This window comes from Frondihabitans sp. PAMC 28766 (assembly GCF_001577365.1).
Lineage (GTDB): Bacteria > Actinomycetota > Actinomycetes > Actinomycetales > Microbacteriaceae > Frondihabitans.
This window is the reverse complement of the sequence record NZ_CP014513.1, coordinates 2,378,328-2,394,838: the sequence shown is the minus strand read 5'-3', so window position 1 is coordinate 2,394,838 and position 16,511 is coordinate 2,378,328. Positions and strand designations below refer to the sequence as shown.

General features: G+C 71.6%; 10 protein-coding genes. 4 read left to right on the top strand and 6 right to left on the bottom strand.

The window, feature by feature from the left end; all coding sequences use genetic code 11:
• Positions 1 to 279: 279 nt before the first annotated feature.
• Positions 280 to 951 (bottom strand): S9 family peptidase, encoded by a 672-nt coding sequence (locus tag AX769_RS24715; protein ID WP_204249204.1) that lies wholly within the window; start codon positions 949 to 951, stop codon positions 280 to 282.
• A 206-nt stretch (positions 952 to 1,157) separates the two neighbouring features.
• Here AX769_RS24715 and AX769_RS24710 point away from each other — a divergent pair, with 206 nt between their 5' ends.
• On the top strand, positions 1,158 to 1,538 hold the full coding sequence (locus tag AX769_RS24710; protein WP_204249203.1) for a hypothetical protein: 381 nt from the start codon (positions 1,158 to 1,160) through the stop codon (positions 1,536 to 1,538).
• A gap of 659 nt (positions 1,539 to 2,197) precedes the next feature.
• Here AX769_RS24710 and AX769_RS11510 read toward each other — a convergent pair.
• Together AX769_RS11510 and AX769_RS11505 are read right to left on the bottom strand one after the other, a co-directional pair.
• On the bottom strand, positions 2,198 to 3,982 hold the full coding sequence (locus tag AX769_RS11510; protein WP_066279369.1) for an N-acetylglutaminylglutamine amidotransferase: 1,785 nt from the start codon (positions 3,980 to 3,982) through the stop codon (positions 2,198 to 2,200).
• A gap of 9 nt (positions 3,983 to 3,991) precedes the next feature.
• Positions 3,992 to 6,517, bottom strand: a complete 2,526-nt coding sequence (locus AX769_RS11505; RefSeq protein WP_066279367.1) for a carboxylate--amine ligase/circularly permuted type 2 ATP-grasp protein — start codon at positions 6,515 to 6,517, stop codon at positions 3,992 to 3,994.
• A gap of 427 nt (positions 6,518 to 6,944) precedes the next feature.
• On the opposite strand from AX769_RS11505, the gene AX769_RS11500 reads away from it, so the two are divergent.
• Positions 6,945 to 7,667 (top strand): hypothetical protein, encoded by a 723-nt coding sequence (locus tag AX769_RS11500; RefSeq protein WP_066279364.1) that lies wholly within the window; start codon positions 6,945 to 6,947, stop codon positions 7,665 to 7,667.
• A gap of 230 nt (positions 7,668 to 7,897) precedes the next feature.
• Here AX769_RS11500 and AX769_RS11495 read toward each other — a convergent pair whose 3' ends face one another.
• Entirely contained in the window at positions 7,898 to 9,253 is a 1,356-nt protein-coding gene (locus tag AX769_RS11495; protein ID WP_066283562.1) for a glycosyltransferase, read from the bottom strand.
• A complete protein-coding gene (locus tag AX769_RS11490; protein WP_066279360.1) occupies positions 9,250 to 11,556 on the bottom strand; it encodes a glycosyltransferase in 2,307 nt (768 codons plus the stop codon). Before AX769_RS11490 ends, AX769_RS11495 begins: the two co-directional genes overlap by 4 nt.
• A 139-nt stretch (positions 11,557 to 11,695) precedes the next feature.
• Between AX769_RS11490 and AX769_RS11485 the strand changes: the two genes are divergently transcribed.
• Both AX769_RS11485 and AX769_RS23995 read left to right on the top strand, forming a co-directional pair.
• Positions 11,696 to 12,997, top strand: a complete 1,302-nt coding sequence (locus tag AX769_RS11485) for a polysaccharide pyruvyl transferase family protein (protein ID WP_066279358.1) — start codon at positions 11,696 to 11,698, stop codon at positions 12,995 to 12,997.
• A 676-nt stretch (positions 12,998 to 13,673) separates the two neighbouring features.
• The gene (locus AX769_RS23995) at positions 13,674 to 15,398 is read left to right on the top strand and encodes a carboxylesterase/lipase family protein (RefSeq protein WP_066279356.1); all 1,725 of its coding nucleotides are present in this window, start codon (positions 13,674 to 13,676) and stop codon (positions 15,396 to 15,398) included.
• A gap of 259 nt (positions 15,399 to 15,657) precedes the next feature.
• Here AX769_RS23995 and AX769_RS11475 read toward each other — a convergent pair whose 3' ends face one another.
• The gene (locus AX769_RS11475) at positions 15,658 to 16,398 is read right to left on the bottom strand and encodes an SDR family oxidoreductase (RefSeq protein ID WP_066279354.1); all 741 of its coding nucleotides are present in this window, start codon (positions 16,396 to 16,398) and stop codon (positions 15,658 to 15,660) included.
• Positions 16,399 to 16,511: the final 113 nt, after the last annotated feature.

The window sequence follows — 16,511 nt, the reverse complement described above, 5'->3', positions numbered from 1 at the left end:
CACCTCGTTCGTGTCGCCAGCCTCCGTCGCCCAGCACTTTCTCCCCCGGCCGCTCAACTACGTAGTTGAGCCACCCCAGCTCGAGACGTTCGTTCGACGGGACGCCGCTCAACTACGTAGTTGAGCGGCCCCAGCAGAAAGTGCTTCTCTCGGGGACAGGTCCAGGGCAGCACCGGGCCGGGGCTGTCCCGTCGGGAGGAGAAACCGACCCGTCAGGGCGCCGCACGAGCTAACGCGCTCGTTTCTCCTCCCGAACGAACGGCGGCCGAGCCCGCCCGGTCAGGCGAGGGCGGCGGGCAGGAAGCGCAGCAGCGCGTGCAAGAGCGCGCGCCGCGACTCGAGCCGGCGGTACTCGTGACCCTCGCCAGCGAGCTCCAGATAGTCGACGACGCCACCGCGAGACGACAGCGCCGCCACGATCTGCTGCGCCTCGCCGATCGGCACGTTCGTGTCGAGCTCGCCGTGCACGACGAGCAGCGGCGCGGTGATGTCCTCGGCGCGGCCCAGCGGCGACAGCGCCTCGAGCAGCACGGCGTCTTCGTCGGGGTGGCCGTACTTCGTGACGGCGGCGGCCGCGATCCACGGCTCGGTGTCGCGATAGAACGTGCCGAAGTCGCTCATTCCGCAGATGTCGACCCCGGCGGCGAACACGTCGGGCGTGAACGCCAGCGAGGCCAATGTCGCATACCCGCCGTACGACCGGCCGGTGACGCCGATGCGAGCGGGGTCGGCAACCCCGGACGACCCCAAGAACGCAGCACTGTCGACCACATCGGCCAGCGCGTTCCACCGCAGCTCGCGGTCGTCGGCGTGCACGAATGCGGTGCCGAAGCCGGACGATCCCCGGATGTTCGGCGCGAACACTGTGATGCCCGCGGCGACAAGCGCCTGGTGCTGGGCCGAGAACGTGGGCCGCTCCTGCGATTCGGGCCCGCCGTGCAGGTGCACCATCGCGGGGCCGGGAGAGGGGCGGCGCTCTCATCCGACGAGGTCGAAGCTCCCGCGCCGACCGCAGCCGGCACTCGGGGCGCCGCATCCGAAGCAGCCAGGTACAGCCACCCGGTGATCTCCAGCCCGTCCCTCGCGGCGAACCGTTCGAGCGTCGGCTCGACCAGCCCGCCCGGAAGCGCCGGCCCCGACGTCACCTGCGACCAGGTGTGCCGCGCCGTGTCGAGCCGCCAGAGCTCTCGCGGCCGAGTCGGCCCCTCGACGCTGAGGATCACACTGCGGCCGTCCCGCGACAGCACCGGGTCGGTCACGACCGCGCCGGGCAGACCCGGCACCGGGGTGCGCGCCCCCGAGGCGGTGTCGAGCAGCTCCAGCTCGCTGCGGCCGGCCACGTTCCAGACGAGGAGGAGAACGCGCCCGGCGTCGTCGGCGTCGAGGTGCTCGAGCTCGCCGGCGGGGTGCGACGCGAGCACCTGCGAGGTGCCGCGCCACCCGTGCGGGCCGACGGGCATCGCGACGAGCTGCCGCCGGGGCAGGCCGGCCTCGGTCGAGAGGTAGGCGATCAGCGGGCTGGACTCGCTCTCGGGTGACGGGCGGATGAACGCCGTTTCAGCGGATCCTGCCCAGGGCTCGATCAAGAGCGGGTGATCGTCGTCGGTCAGCCGGTCGACGACGACCACGAACTCGTGGCCGCGCTGGCCGTCGCGCAAGACGACGAGGCGCTCTTCGACCGAGAGGTCGAGGATGTGGATCAGCTCGCCGACCGCGAGGTCGTCGCGCGCGCCGGTCTCGGGGTCGACGAGGTACGACCGGGCCGGCTGCTCGGGCTCGACACTGGGCAGGGTGACGACGACACGGTGCCCCGACCGCGACCAGGGGCCGAGCTCGGCGTGCTGGTCCTTCGATCCTGCGATCCTCTGCGCCTCGGAGCCGTCGGGCCGCACCACCCAGACCTGCTGCCGCACGCCGCCGTCGGTGGCGAGGGCGACGGCGAGCCAGGCGCTGTCGGCCGACCACGAGACGGCCACGACCGGGTCCTCTCCGACCTCGATCAGGACGGGCGCCGGCAGCGGGCCGTCGACGACGACGTCTTGCACGAAGACCTGCGGCGTGCCGAACCGGTCGCTCACGAAGGCGACGCGGCGGGCGTTGCGGGTCATCGTGGGCCCCCAGGATCCCCACGCCTCGACCAGGCGGTCGGCCAGATTCAGAGCATGGTCAGTTGCAGAAGGCACCGAAGAAGTCTGCACTACGAGACGCCGTTCGCCTGCAGCCACATCTCGATGAGGGCGAGCTGCCACAGCGCGTTCGACCCGAGCGTCGTGCGGGCCGTGTTGGGGTCGGCGAGCAGCGACTCGACGGCGGCCGGATGGAAGAGGCCTCGGTCGCGGGCGGCAGGATCGAGCAGGGCTTCGCGCACGCGGGCGAGGTACGGCCCCTCGAGCTGGCGGATCGCCGGCACCGGGAAGTATCCCTTGGTGCGGTCGATGACGGCGTCGGGCACGATGCCGCGGGCCGCCCGCTTGAGCACGCCCTTGCCGCCGTCCTGCAGCTTGAGCGCCGGCGGAATGCTGCCCGCCAGCTCGACGAACTCGTGATCGAGGAACGGCACGCGCGCTTCGAGCCCCCACGCCATCGTCATGTTGTCGACGCGCTTGACGGGGTCGTCGACGAGCATCACCGTGGTGTCCATCCGAAGGGCTGCGTCGACGCTCGTCTCGGCGCCGGGCCGCGCGAAGTGCTCGTCGACGAAGAGCGACGGCGAGTCGATCTCGGGCATCCACTCGGGCCGCAGCAGTTTCGACAGGTCGCGCCAGCGGCGGTCGAAGAACACCGACGCGTAAGCCTCAGAGGCGCGAGCCCGAGGCACGCCGTTCAGCGGCGGGTACCAGTCGTAGCCGGCGAGGATCTCGTCGGCGCCCTGCCCCGACTGCACCACCTTGATCGTCTTCGAGACCTCTTCGGCCAACAGGTAGAACGCCACGCAGTCGTGGCTCACCATCGGCTCGCTCATCGCCTCGATGGTGCCGTCGATGCCGGGCAGCAGCTTGTCGCTGGAGATCGGGATCCGATGGTGGTTCGTGCCGAACGCTTTCGCGACGATCGACGAGTACTCGAACTCGTCGCCCGACTCGCCGCCGGCCGACTCGAAGCCGATGCTGTAGGTCGCGAGGTCCTTCTGGCCGGCCTCGGCGAGCAGCGCCACGACGAGGCTGGAGTCGATGCCTCCCGAGAGCAGCACGCCGACCGGCACGTCGGAGACCATGCGTCGCTCGACCGCGGTGCGGAGCGAGTCGATGACCGCGTCCTCCCAGTCCTTCTCGGTCCAGTCGGCACGCGAGCCGTCGCGCGTGAACGACGGCTCCCAGTACACGACGTCGCGTGATTCGCCCGAGGGCTCGATCACGCGCACGGTCGCCGGCGGCAGCTTCTTGACCCCGGAAAGGATCGTGCGGGGTGCGGGCACGACCGAGTGGAACGTCATGTAGGCGGCCAGCGCGTCGAGGTCGAGCGAGGTGTCGACCCCGCCGCCCTTCAGCAGCGCGGGCAGCGTCGACGCGAACCGGACGCGCTCGGGCGTGGTGTCGACGTAGAGCGGCTTGATGCCGAGACGATCGCGGGCGAGCACGAGACGGCCGGTGCGGTGCTCCCAGATGGCGATGGCGAACATGCCCAAGAAGTGCTCGACGAACGACGTGCCCCACTCGGAGTACGCCTTGACGATCACCTCCGTGTCGGAGGTCGAGAAGAAGTGGTGCCCCTTGTGCCTCAGCTCGTCTCGCAGCGACTCGTAGTTGTAGATCATCCCGTTGTAGGCGATGGTGAGGCCGAGTTCGGCGTCGACCATCGGCTGCGCGCCGGCGCTCGTGAGGTCGATGATGGACAGGCGCCGATGGGCGAGGCCGACCGGCCCGCGCGTCCAGAGCCCGTCACCGTCGGGGCCGCGGTGCACCTGGCACAGCGACATCCGCGCGATGTCGCCCGGGTCGGCCGCGCGCCCGTCGAACCGGAGTTCTCCAGCGAGTCCGCACATGCGTCAGCCCTACCCTTCCGGCCCGATGATCCAGGTGTCTTTCGCGCCGCCGCCCTGCGACGAGTTGACGACCATGCTGCCCTCGGGCGCGACCCGCGTCAGCGCGAAGTCGGCCAGGCGGCTCTCGAACGGCCCGGTGCCCGTCAGGTAGACGAACGCCCGCAGGTCGACGTGTCGCGGCTCGAGGCCGTGCTCGGTCATGGTCGGGTGGAGCGACAGGGTGACGACCTCCTGGGCGACCCAGTGGTCGGGATCCTGCGCGATGGCGGCCCGCCGATCGGCCACCGACGCGGCGTTGGCACTCGGCCCGATCAACACCCCGTGGCCTCCTTCCCCGTCGACCGGCTTCGTGACGAGCTCGCCCACTCGGTCGAGCACGGCGAGGCGCTCGGCCTCGTCGCGCAGGCGGTAGGTCGGCACGGATTCGAGCGTCGGCTTCTCGCCGAGGTAGTACTCGATGAGGTCGGGCACGGCCACGTACATCGCCTTGTCGTCGGCCAGGCCGTTGCCCGGCGCGTTGGCGAGGAAGACGTCGCCGGTGGCCGCGACGTCCATGATGCGAACGCCGAGGTCGGGGCTGTCGTCGGTCGCCACGTCGAGCAGCTCGTCGTCGAGACGCAGGTAGAGGGCGTCGATGACGCGGCCCGTGGTTTTCTCGACCACGCGGTGACCGTGCACGGCGAGATCGCCGGCGGTGACCAGCAGGAGGCCCGCGCCCTCGGCCAGCGACCGGTGCTCGAACCACGCGCCGCTCTCGGGGCCGCCCGAGAAGACGGCCGCCGTGCCCTCGCCTTTGGCGTGGGCCAGCAGAGTGTCGCGCAGCAGGGGCAGAACCGTCGCAGGATCCAGCAGCCCACCGGGGCGCGGAATCTCGGGCACGACCTCGTCGAGCAGTCGGCGGACGGCGACTGCGTAGGCCGCACCGGAGGGCGAGCGCACGTTGTCTTCGAGCACCCGCCAGCCGCCGAACTCGTTGCGGATCAGATCGAAGCCCTGGATCGGAGCCCGCACCGTGCCCGGCGGGAGGAGCGCCGCTTCGGCCCGCCAGCCCATCGCGTCGACGACGTCCTCTTCGCGCAGGATGCCGTCCGTCACGATCCTGCGCTCGCCGTAGGCGTCTTCCAGAAAACATTCGATCGCTCGCGCGCGCTGCGTGAGACCTTTCGCGAGCTGCTTCCACTCGTGCTGCGTGACAATGCGGGGCACGAGGTCGACGTCGAAGCCGCGCTTCTCGTCGCCGACCACGAAGCTGAGGCCGGCCGTCCTCGACCAGATGTCGCGGCGCTCGGTGCGGCTCATCGACTCGGTGGCGCTCAGGGTGTGGAAGAACGGCGCGATGTCGACGTACGACGGGCGCGGGTGGAGGCCCGGCCCGATCGCCTCGTCGCCGGCGCGGAAGCGATAGCCGGTGAGGACGGGCAGCGTGGCGACGGCGCCGCCCGCGGGGCCGTGGGTCTCTTTGACGACCAGGTCGACGACGTCGTCGAGCTCGCCGCGTTCGGCGTAGGCCGCACGCTGACGGTCGGCGGAGTTGCCGCGGGCGAGGGTCTGCTCGACAAGGAAGGAGACGTCGGCCCAGTCGCCGAGCTCCTCCAGCTGCGGACGGAGGCGGCTGACGAGCTGGCGGATCGCCATCGGCGCGGGCAGCCGCACGGGGTGCGCCTCGAGGTCGAGCAGCTCACCCGTGAGCCCCGCGCGGGCCGCCTGCCACATCGCGGCACGGTGCAGCGGGGCGGCGCGGGTCTCGACGAAGCGGTCCTCCTCGATGCTCTGCTCTGCGGCCCGAACAGCGGCGCGGAAGAGGCCGGCGATCAGCACGGCATCGTCGACGAGCGGGCACGCGTCGCAGGTGCGCAGCTCGAGAGTCGGAGCGTGGGAGGACGGGCGCACGTCGAAGTACGCCATCTTCGCGTCGGCGATGACGCCCGAGCCGATGAGATCCTGCACCATGCGGTCGTATTCGGCAGCGCTCGACATGGGGCCCGTCGCGCCGGCGCTCGGCCAGCGCTGCCAGATGATCGAGCGGATGCTCGCGTAGCCGGTGTCCTGCCCGTTCCAGTACGGGCTGCTCGCGCTCAGGGCGAGGAGGGCCGGCAGCACCGGCGCGACGCGGCCGGCGATCTTCACGGCGAGGTCGCGGTCGCTCACCCCGACGTGGATCTGCAGCCCGCAGATCAGCTGCTCGTCGACGAGCATGCGGTACTGCTCTTGCATGCGGCCGTAGCGGCCCGTGGTGGTCAGCTCGAAGTCGGCGAACTCGCTGCGCGGTGCGGTTCCCGCCGCTGCGATGGCGAGGCGCTCGCCGCTGGTGACGTCGATCAGGTCTTTGCGAAGCGCCAGGATCTCACGGCGCAGATCGGTCAGATTCGTCACGACCGGCACGTTGGTCTCGACCGTCGTGCGCTGCAGCTCGGCGCCGTAGCGGTCGCCCGGCAGCTTGGAGAGCAGCTGCGGCGCCTTCGCCGACAGACGCTTCGTCTCGAGGTCGATGAGGTGGAGCTCTTCTTCTGCGCCCAGCGTGAGCTCTGCCGTCATCTGTGCACCCTATTGCGTTCGCCGCGCCACCGGGCAGGTTCGGGTGACATCGCTTGGCAAAGCCACAGGTGTCGGTGTGGGGTGTGGCCCGGCCGGCTCGGGCTGCGGCTCTCCCGTCATGCGCGGCGGCTCGCCCGGCTCCGGCAGTTCGGGCGTGGGCCGCGCACATGCGCGGTCCTCGTGAATTGTGCCGGGCACCACTACGGCGGGGGCCTGGCCCGGTGGCCACACGCTTGCAGCCTGCCCGCCTGATCGCGCGGGCCCCGTGTCATCCGGCGGGCGCCTCGGCGCGAACCCGCGCCGACAGGCGGACACTCACGCCATGCCCGCACATCTGGGCGGACCCGGCGCGAACTGCCGGGGCTCGCTACCGGCGCGCTGACTGCTGGGCGTCACACCGGCGGCCGCACGCCAGTAGGCTCGCGAGATGCTGACCGTCGTGCTGCCGTGGCGCCCCCAGCCGTCGCGGGTGGCGGCCTTCGACGAGGTGCACGCCTGGTACACGGCCAATCTGCCCGAGGCCGAGATCGTCACCGTCGACTCCGGCGACGAGCCGTTTAACTTGGCGCGGTGCCGCAACCTCGGCGTGGCCCAGGCCGCCGAGCGTTCCGAAACCGAACGCGTCGGGGTCGGGAGCCGCTCGGCCGGCCGCGCCGATGCTGATCCTGGCGCCGACGTCGTCGTCATCGGCGACGCCGACACAATGCCGCAGCAGGGCCCCCTGCGCGAGGCGATCGTCGCCGCGCGTACCTCCGGCCGAGTGCACCTGCCCTACACGGAGTACCACTGGCTTGGCCGCACCGGCACCGCCGAGTTCCGGGCCGGCACTGCGCTCGAGGCGTGCGACTTCGAGCTGATCGCCGGAGCATGCTCGGGCGTGTACGTCACGACGCCCGAGACCTGGTGGCGGCACGGCGGCCAGGACGAGCGCTTCCGTGGCTGGGGCTTCGAAGACGCCGCCTGGTATGTGGCCCACGAGACCCTCCTCGGCGCTCCCCCGCAGCGCCACGACGGCTCGGTGTTCGCTCTGCACCACGAGACACAGCTGCGCGAAGGCCCTCAGTACGACCTCAACGCCGCCCTCATGCAGCGCTACCGCGATGCGGCCGCGTCACCCGACGCGATGCGCGCCCTCGTCGCCCCGCGCTGACGCCCCGGCGCCGCCCTGGACGCCGGCCCTGGCAGGCCGGCCCTGACCGCTCTGCGGGCATGAGTCCGTTTTCACGCAACCCACGGCGACTAGTTCGGACTTCTTGCGTAAAACCGGACTCATGCGTCCGGACGGAGGGCAGCACTCCGGCGGAGTCCGGGGAGGCCGCGCGCAGCCGACGGGTCGGCGAGCCGTGCGCCCGGCACGGAGGCGGCCTCCGCGGCCGTGGCTCAGCCGATCCGCGCGGGCGGCACGGCCGGCTCGGCGAGCGCCGCCCAGGCCCGCTCCCGGCCGGGCACGGCCTGCAGTGAATCAGCGAGCGCGGCGAGCCGCACCGCTGCCGACGAACCGGAGTCGCGGAGGGACAGAGCCCACGCGAGCGCAGCCGACACCTCGTCGACCGTGGCGGTGTTCGGGGGCAGCACCACGCCGGATCCTGCCGCCTCGATCGCGGCTGCACCGGCGAACTGGTCGGTCGAGAACGGCAGCACGACCAACGGCACACCGAACGTCATCGCCTCGGTCACGCTGTTGTTGCCACCGTGCGTGACTGCGGCTGCAGCGTCGCGCAGCAGCCGCACCTGCGGTAAGAACTCGCGTACCAGCCATGACGAAGGCAGCGGCCCGCCCACAGCCGCCGTGAGTTCGTCGAGCGACGCCGAGCCGAGAGCGATGGCGGCGCGGAGGCCGGGGCGCGAGCGTAAGAGCGAGGTCAGCGCGGCCGCCACCCGACCCAGCACGTCGGAGCGCACCGACAGGAAGCTTCCGAAACTCACGTAGACGAACGGCTCGGGCGATGCGAGCCAGGCCTCCACGTCGGGATCCTGCACCTCGTCGCGCGCCGCCGACCCGACGAACGCGTGCGGCGGCAGCTCTCGATCGGATGCTGCGAGCTCGCCCGGATAGTTGTAGAGCAGCAGGTCGCCGTGCTCCTCGAACGCCGAGGCGGACGGCTCGGCCCCGGGGTCGAGCGACAGCAGGGCGGCGTTCCACTCGGCCGTGAACGAGGCGCTGACCCGATCGCACAGGTCGCGGAGGGACGCGAGGGCGGCAGGATCCGACGTGAATGCTTCGGGCCACGCCGGAGGGAACCCGTAGAGCTCGCCGGCGACCGGCAGCGCCGAAGGGTGCCCGAGCACGACGTCGGCATGCGGCACCCGGCCGGCGGTCAAAGCGAGGCGCGCGCTGAACGCGAGGTGGTCGACCATGATCTGGTCAGGCCGGACGGCCTCGACGACTTCGAGCACCCGGCGGGCTGTCTCGACGGGCTGCCACATGAGGTCGGTCAGGCGTTCGCGAGCCTGGTACGCCAGCGTCTCGACCATGCCCTCGCGGGTGGCGTCGAAGAAGCCGCGCAGCGAGTCGTCTTCGCCCTCGGGCTGATCGTCGGCGCGGATCACGCCGCCGTTCGAGCCCCGTGCCAGCGACAGTTCGACCCGTTCGAACCCGAAGCTTTCAACGATCGCCGCGGTCGCGGGGCCGGTGGCGACGACGACGCGCTCGCCCCGGTCGCGCCACGCCGTGCCGAAGGTCGCCAGCGGCAGAAGGTGCGAGGCGTAGTCGGGGCTGATGATCAGAAGGGTCATCGCAGGGCGGCCGTCCACGCTCGGGTCTCGGCCTCGTCGCGCGCGACGTCGGCATAGACGCCGGTGAGCTTGCGAGCCATGGCCTGGATCGTGAAGCTGCGCTCGACGGTCGTGCGCGACAGTGCGGAGCGAGCGTCGCCGGCCTCTGCCGCTATTTCGGCGGCGACGAGGTCGAGGGCGGACCCGATGCCGAGGCGCAGCTGGTCGACATCCCAGGTGCGCGTCAGGATCCCGGTCACCCCGTTCTCGACGTACGTCGCCGGCCCCCCGCCGTCGGGCGCCACCACCATGAGGCCTGCGCCCATGGCCTCGAGCAGCGCGATGCCGAACTCCTCTTTCAGGCTGCCGCAGACGTACACGCCGCCCGGCGCGGCGAGGCCGGGCACACCAAAGCGCGCGGCGGCGACCCAGCGGGCCACGACGTCGTTGGGGCGGTGGCCCGGCAGCAGCAGGCCGCTCTCGACCTCCAGCGGACGCGACACGACGGCGGCGATCGCGTCGAGCTGCTGGCGCTCGTCGGCCGAGGGGTTTTCGAGGTCGCCACCGATCAGCAGGAGGTTCGCGCGGTCGCGAAGCGCTGTGCCGTCGGGCCCGGGCGGCGCGGCCCACGCCTCGACGATCGATGCCATGCCCTTCACTCGGTGGAAGCGGCCGACGCTGATCAGCAGCGGCAGCCCGCGGCGCTCGGCCGGGAGTGTCGCAAGCAGGTCGCGCAGCTCGGCGAGGCCCACGCCCGCCGGGGAGGGGGTGCTCAGCCTCACCTTTTCGGCAGAATCAGACTCCCCCGCCGACCCGGCCGAGCCGAAAAGGTGAGGCCCCGCCGCAGCGCCCGCCGCAGCGAAGGCCGCCGCATCCGCGACCGCACGATCGACCACCTCGAGATCGATGCCCTCGGGCACCACGGTGTGCCGCTCGGGGTGCGCCGTCAGGTCGATTCCGACGAGCGACTTCATCGACTCGGCGAGCTTCGGCCGAGGGAAGAGCACCGTGTGCGACGCGTTCGCGGCCAGCTGCTGCACGAGCCGGGTGCGGAACCAGTAGTGCTCGACCGCGTCGGCCTCGCCGAAGTTCTCGCGGGTGAGGCGGCCCGAGAGGTCGAGCGAGTCGATGACCGCGTGCGGGTCGGGCGCGACCGTGAACACCACGGGGATGTCCAGCTCGCGGGCGACGTCGGCGGCGGCGAGGCTGCCCACGTCGGCCATCCGCAGGTGCAACACGTCTACGTGCCCGGCCGCCCGGAGGATCCGCCGGATGCCCCGCCGGGCAGCCACCCGCAGCGGCCACGCGTTGGCCGACTGCACGGGTTCGCTCAGCAGTGGCACACGCCCGTACGTGTGGCCGGTCTCGCGGCCGGCGATCTCGGCGACGCTCTCGACGGCACCGGAGATCGACCCCCTCGAGAGCGTGATGACTCGATCGACGCGGGCGCCGGCTCCTGCGCCCGTCGTGCCGTCGGGCACGATCGCGAGCTGGTCGCCGAGCCTCACGAGCAGTGTCGCGATGCCGCCGTTGTCGCCACTGCCCGCCTGCGTGAGGTCGGCGTCGATGTCGGCGTGGAGGAAGAGCTGGGCGACGGTGAGGCCCGCGCCCTCGACGGGCTCGCGAGACGCTTCGCCGGCCGACAGGTCGACGATTGCCAGGCGTGCCGCGTCGGCCACGAAACCCTCACCGCCCGACAGCTCTTCGAGGAAGGGCACGATGCCCGGCTCGCCGCGCCGCTGGCCCAGGGCTGCGACGGCCGCGATGCGCACCCGCGGCGCCTCGGTTTCGTTGCCGGCGATCGAGAGGAGCGGGCGCCTCGCGATCCTGCCGCGCACGAGGCCCAGCGTCTCGACGAGGCGGTAGCGGGCGTCGGTCTCGCGCGTGCTCACCAGCGCGCCCTCGACCCCGATGCCCACGTGGTCGGGGATCTGCGGGGCCCACTGCTCGAGCACTCGCTGCGCGACCATGCCGGCGAACCCACCCTGGGCGATCAATCCGATCAATCGGCCGATCGTGTCGAATCGCGGGAGCCGAGAGCTGAGCGCCAGAGCGGCATGCTCACGCAGGAACCCCCTGTCGCTCGACAGCAGCCCCGACAGCACTACGTCCGCCTGCTCGTCGAACACCTGAGCCAGAGCATGTGTCGCGGCGATCGCCGTCAACTGGTCGCCGTCGGCCGCCCCGATCGCGCCGCTCAGAATGCGGATCGTGCGGACGCCGCCGGTTCGGGCGGCCTCGAACGCGAGGTCGTCGGCGAGACGCAGCGCGTCGGCGAGGCGTTCGGCCTTCTGAACGGCGTCGAGTGCTGTCTGGATGCCCATGGGCGGCTTCTTTCACGATCGGGGTACACGGTCGCTGAAGCGGGTCCGCGCGTGAACTGTAGACGTCTCGGGTGTCCGCCGTCCGAAGCGCTCATCGGTAACATCGAGCGACCATCCGCCCCCACAGTTCGGAGCCCTCGTGAGAATCGTCGCCATCGGAGACATCGGCGTCGTCGACGACATGATCCACATCGGAGACGAGGCCATGTTCGAGGAGTTCGCGACGCAGGTCTCGCGGCGCGGGGTCGCGGGAATCACCGCCCTCTCGGTGAACCCTCGGGAGACGCAGGCGCGCTACGGTGTCGCCGCCCTGCAGAACCTCGGCTTCTCGCCCGCGGCCGTCGGCGACCGCGCCGGCATGGTGTCGCGATTCGACCGGGTGCTGCGGACCGCCGGCGGCGCGACCGGGCTGCTGTCGGCCGACGACTCGGCGCACGTCGTGATCGCCGCGGTGCGCGACGCCGACGGTGTCGCCATCACCGGCGGCGGCAACATGGCCTCGATCTGGCCGATGCACGTCTTCGAGCGGGCCTGCCTCGGGCGCCTCGCGGCGCTGTTCGGCAAGCCCCTCGTGGTCAGCGGGCAGACGATCGGGCCCGAGCTCGACGGCGACGACCGCTCGCTCGTGGGTTCGCTTCTCTCGTCGGCGCGGCTCGTCGGGCTGCGCGAGAGCGCGTCCGCGCGCCTGGTGCAGGATCTCGGGGTGCCGGCCGGTATCACGCAGGGCACGATCGACGATGCGAGCTTCGTCGGGGCGGGCGCGCCCGCGTCCGGAGCGGTCGGCGGCGGCCCCGCGTCCGGAGCGGTTGGCGTGCCCGCGTCGGGCCCGGTGGGCGACGGCGGGGCTCCCGAGGCGATGCGGCCGTACCTTCTCGTCACGCTCGCTCGGCACCTCAACGGAGTCGACCCAGCCGCTTTTGCGACGTCACTGGCCGCCCTGCTCGACCGCGTCGCATCCCCGGCCGGGCTGGAGATCGTCTTTCTCGCGCACTTCGCCTCCCTCGTCGCCGGTGACGAGCGCGGCGACTCGGTCGAGCACCGCCGCGTGATCGACGCCCTCGTCGCGCTCGGCTCGGACGTGCCGTGGCGCATCGAGCCCACGACGACCTCGACCGCCGCCGCTTCGGTGGCGCGTGAGGCTTCGCTCGTCATCACGAGCCGCTACCACCCCGCGGTCTTCGCCGTGGCAGCAGGCGTACCGACCGTCGGCATCGCCGTCGACGACTACACCACCGTGAAGCTGACCGGGGCACTCGGCAATTTCGGCCAGGATGCCGTCGTCACGGCGACCGGGATCGTCGACGGCTCGGCCGCGACAACGGTGCTCGACGCGTGGGGTGCCCGGGTTGCGATCCAGTCGTCGTGGGAGTCTCGCATCGACGCCGCACGCACGGCCTCCGATGCCTGGTGGGATCGCGTGGCGGCGGCTCTCGCCCGCTGAGGGCTGCTCGCCCGGGGCGGGCCGCTTCGTCGGCGCTCCAGCGTGGCCCGGCAGCTTCATCCGTGCCCGCACGTTCGCGCGGCCCGCCCGCGAACTGCCGGGCACACCCGTGCCCTCCCGGCGCCTGCCCCGCGATTCGCTTCGCGCCCGCACGTTCGCGCGGCCCGCCCGCGAACTGCCGGGCACACCCGTGCCCTCCCGGCGCCCGCCCCGCGATTCGCTTCCCGCCCGCACGTTCGCGCGGCCCGCCCGCGAACTGCCGGGCACACCCGTGCCCTCCTGGCGCCCGCCCCGCGATTCGCTTCGCGCCCGCACGTTCGCGCGGCCCGCCCGCGAACTGCCGGGCACACCCGTGCCCTCCCGGCGCCCGCCCCGCGATTCGCTTCGCGCCCGCACGTTCGCGCGGCCCGCCCGCGAACTGCCGGGCACACCCGTGCCCTCCCGGCGCCCGCCCCGCGATTCGCTTCGCGCCCGCACGTTCGCGCGGCCCGCCCGCGACCGAGCAGCCCGCACTCTGCGTCCCGGCCCACCCTCGGCCTCGCCAGGAGCATGGAACAAAAGGAGGTCCTTCGGCGTTTAGTTCGAACGAGAAAGGGAGACCGGAATGAGCGTGACTGAGGCTGGAAAGCGAACGAGACGGCCCCGGATCCTGACACGACGGACAGCCCTCGATCAGATGCCCCTGGCTCAGCCCCGCACCCCGACCGACTCCCGCATCGCCCCGGAGCTCGTCTCCCCCGACCTCATCGCGGAGGTGACCGGCGGTTCGATCCGCGGTCTGCGCGAGGGCGTGTTGCGGTCGTGGCGCGGAGTTCCGTACGCGGCGGCGCCCGTCGGCTCGCTGCGGTTCCGTGCGCCCGCCCCGGTCGTGCCGTGGGAGGATCTTCGCGACGCCACCGATTTCGGCCCGATCGCCCCGCAGTCTGTGCGTCGACGCGTGCAGGCCGGCCCAGCCTTCACCCCGATCGACGAGGACTGCCTCACCCTCAACGTCCAGACCCCGCTCTCGGCGTCAGAGGTCGCCGCGGGCACGACCCTGCCGGTCATGATCTTCATCCACGGCGGCGGCTACATGGCCGGGTCGTCGCGCGACTTCTCGGGCCAGGGCGAGAGCTTCACGCTCACGGGACGCACGGTCTACGTGAGCTTCAACTACCGGCTCGGGCCGTTGGGCTACCTCGACTTCACCCGCTATGCCACCGACGAGCACCCGATCGACTCGAACCTCGGCCTGCGCGACCAGGTCGCCGTGCTCGACTGGGTGCGGCAGAACATCGCGCAGTTCGGCGGCGACCCGGCGAATGTGACCATCTTCGGCGAGTCGGCGGGCGGCAACGCCGTCACGACGCTGCTCGGGGTGCCGGCAGCGCGGGGCCTGTTCGCCCGGGCCATCGCCCAGTCGTCGCCCCCGTCGGCGGTGTTCCCGGCGAGGCTCGCCGCCGAGTGGGCCGGCGAGTACCTGGACTTGTTGCGAGAGCACGTCGCCACAGTTCCCTCCCGTTCCCCTTCCTCCTCCTCGTCTTCCTCCTCCCAATTGCGAGGAGATTCTGCCGCCGCGCCCTCTTCTGGCGCATCAGACCGCGGCTCGAGCGACGATGTCCTCGATGCTGCACCGGAAGCGCCCCGGGATCCTGCCGACCTGCTCTTCGCAGCGGATGTCGCCGAGCTGCTCGCCGCGTCGCACGGCCTGCAGCGCACCGTGCCCGACCTGTACCCCGGCACGTTCTGCCTGGCGCCGACGGTCGACGGCGACTTCCTCCCCGAGCACCCGATGCGCGCCGTGCGGGAGGGCCGGGGGGCGAAGGTGCCGCTCATCGTCGGCACGAACGCTCGGGAGGGCGCCGTCTTCCGGGGCCCGCTCGACATCCTGCCCACCACCGCGCCCCGCATCGGCGGGATGTTCGGCCGAGCCCCGTCGCGTTCGAAGCGCCCGATGCACGACGTGTATCCCGGCCTGCCGAAGCGCCACGACTCGCTCGACTTCGGCGGCGACTACGCGTTCTGGTATCCGAGCACGCTGCTCGCCGACTGGCACTCCCGCCATGCCCCGACCCACGCCTATCGCTTCGATTTCGCGCCGCGGCTGCTCAAGCTGACGGGCATCGACGCCACCCACGGGGTCGAGCTCTTCACCCTCTTCGACGCGTTCGACCTGCCACTCGTCCGAGCCATGACCGCCCTCGGCGGCCGCGAGGTCTATGCCGCCGCCGGCCAGCGCATGCGCTCTGCCTGGCTGCAGTTCGCCAGCGACGGCTCGCTGCCGTCGCGCTGGCCGGCCTACGACGAGTCGGCCCGGGCGACCCTCATCATCGACGAGCACGACCGCGTCGAGCAGGATCCCCGCCGCGAGCGTCGCCTCGCCTGGAAAGCCTTCCTGCCGATCTTCGAGAACCTCTGGTGAGCCCGGCGCGGTGACCTTTCGCGCCCTTGGCTGTGCCCGGCGGCGCGGCCGGGTGCGGGGCAGGCGGCCGGGTGCGGGGCAGGCGGCCGGGTGCGGCGCCGACTCGCGGCATCTCGTCTTGCCCTGGGGTCGCTCAACTTCGTAGTTGAGCGGCCCCAGCAAAAAGTGCTCCCCTCGGCGCCGCGCCCAGAACCACTTCCGCCCGATCGCACCATGGGTTCCCGTGGTTCGAACGGAACCGCGTGTTGCCACCTACCGCTCAGCCCGCCAGCACCTGCTCCATCTGCGCGTAAAACGCCGCCGGGTCGCCGGCGAGCGACGCCTTGACCATGGCCGTCCAGTCGTCGACGATGACCTCGATCGATCCGATCGCCAGCCCGTCGAGCACCTTCCGCGGCACGTCGCGCGGGTCGATCTTCGGCCCGTCGTAGCCGGCCGCGATGTCGGTGTCCGCCGCGCCCAGCAGCACGCCCTGCACCAGAGTGCCCTGCGAGGCGAGTTCAAGGCGGACGCCGTTCGTCATGTTCCACTCGGCCGCTTTCGCCGCCGAGTAGCCGCCGCTGCCGTTGGCCGCGAACCACGAGAGCGCCGACAGCACGTTCACGATCGCCCCGCCACCGTTCGCCGCGAGCACGGGCGCGAACTCACGGATCACGTCGAGCGTGCCCCAGAAATGCGTGTCCATCTCGCGCCGGATGGCGCCGAGGTCGCCGGTCACCAGACCCGCGCCCGTCGAGATCCCGGCGTTGTTGACCAGGATCGTGACATCCTGCGCCGATTTCGCGACCGCCACGACCGACGCGTGATCGGTGAGGTCGAGCTGCACGGGCACGACTCGCGCGTCGTCGAATTCGAGGGTCTCGGGCCGGCGGGCCGCCGCGTAGACCTTGTCGACGCCGCGCTCGAGCAGTTCGAGCACGAACTGGCGGCCGATGCCGCGATTGGCACCGGTGACGAGGGCCGTCTGGGTCGTGAGGTCGGTGATTGCAGAGGAGGTCATCAGGATCCTGATTTCTTAAGTCGATTCAGTCGGCCCGGTTCGGGCCCGACCTGAACTACGCTAAGAGTTGACGTTGACGTCAGGGTCAAGTGTTTTTTCGAGAGAGGTCAGCA